The sequence below is a fragment of the Streptomyces sparsus genome (assembly GCF_054776295.1).
In genome coordinates, this window is record NZ_BAAHCA010001427.1 from 1 (window position 1) to 857 (window position 857).

The following is an 857-nucleotide window of genomic DNA, read 5'->3' on the forward strand; positions in this document are numbered from 1 at the left end:
GCCGCCCGTCGCCGCGGCCGCGGTGGTGCGCGACGGACGGCTGCTGCTGGTACGCCGCCGGGAGCCCGAGGGTGAGCTGCGGTGGCAGCTGCCCGCGGGCAAGGTGCTCCCCGGCGAGGCCGTGCACCGGGCAGCGGTTCGCGAGACCTTCGAGGAGACGGAGCTGCGCGTCTTCCCCCTGCGGCTGCTCGGCGCCCGCCGGCACCCGCTGACCGGACGCCGACTCGACTACGTCGCCTGCCTGGCGGTGTCCGGGACGGCGACGGTGGCCGCCCCCGCGGAGATCACCGACGTCGCCTGGTGCACCCCGGCGGAGGTGGCGGCCCTCGTACCGGCCGGGCTCCACCCGCCGGTGCTCACCCACCTGCACGCCGCCCCCGGTCGAGAACCTCGACCGGGGGCGGCAGGTGAACCCTGAGCCGCGGGGCGGCAGGTGGGTCGCAGGTGGTGCGGCAGGCTTCCGAGGGCGAGCGCCGCAGGTGCGACCGGCTCAGCGCGGGGTGACGGAGAGGCCCGTCGAGGGACCCGAGCGGACGGCGACCGAACCGTACGGGGTACGCAGCCGCAGCCAGCTGGCGGCGGCGAACAGCCCGACCGGGTCCGTACCGCCGAGAAACCCGAGCGCGTGCGCGGCGTGCACCGCCCGCAGCGGCACCTCGGTACGGCCCAGCGGCCGGGACCAGATCTCCTCGGCCAGCGCGTCGAGCCGCTCCCGGGTGCGCTGCTCCGGGTCCAGCCGTTCGGTTCGCTCCCGGAACTCGGAGACCGCCGCGGTGGCGACGGTCCGCACCGCGTCCGTCGGCAGCTCGCCCAGCTGCCGCCAGCCGCTGCGCGGCGGCAGCACCCCGGCCCAGGGC

1 protein-coding gene and 1 pseudogene are annotated in these 857 nt (G+C 77.7%); one reads left to right on the top strand and one right to left on the bottom strand.

Features of this window, described 5'->3' with window-relative positions:
- Nucleotides 1-418: NUDIX hydrolase (locus ACYVE9_RS28850; RefSeq protein ID WP_461030830.1), on the top strand; the 418-nt coding region annotated here is incomplete at its 5' end.
- 72 nt (nt 419-490) lie between these two features.
- On the opposite strand, the pseudogene ACYVE9_RS28855 reads toward ACYVE9_RS28850, so the two are convergent.
- Nucleotides 491-857, bottom strand: a pseudogene (locus ACYVE9_RS28855) (hypothetical protein); the annotation flags it as partial.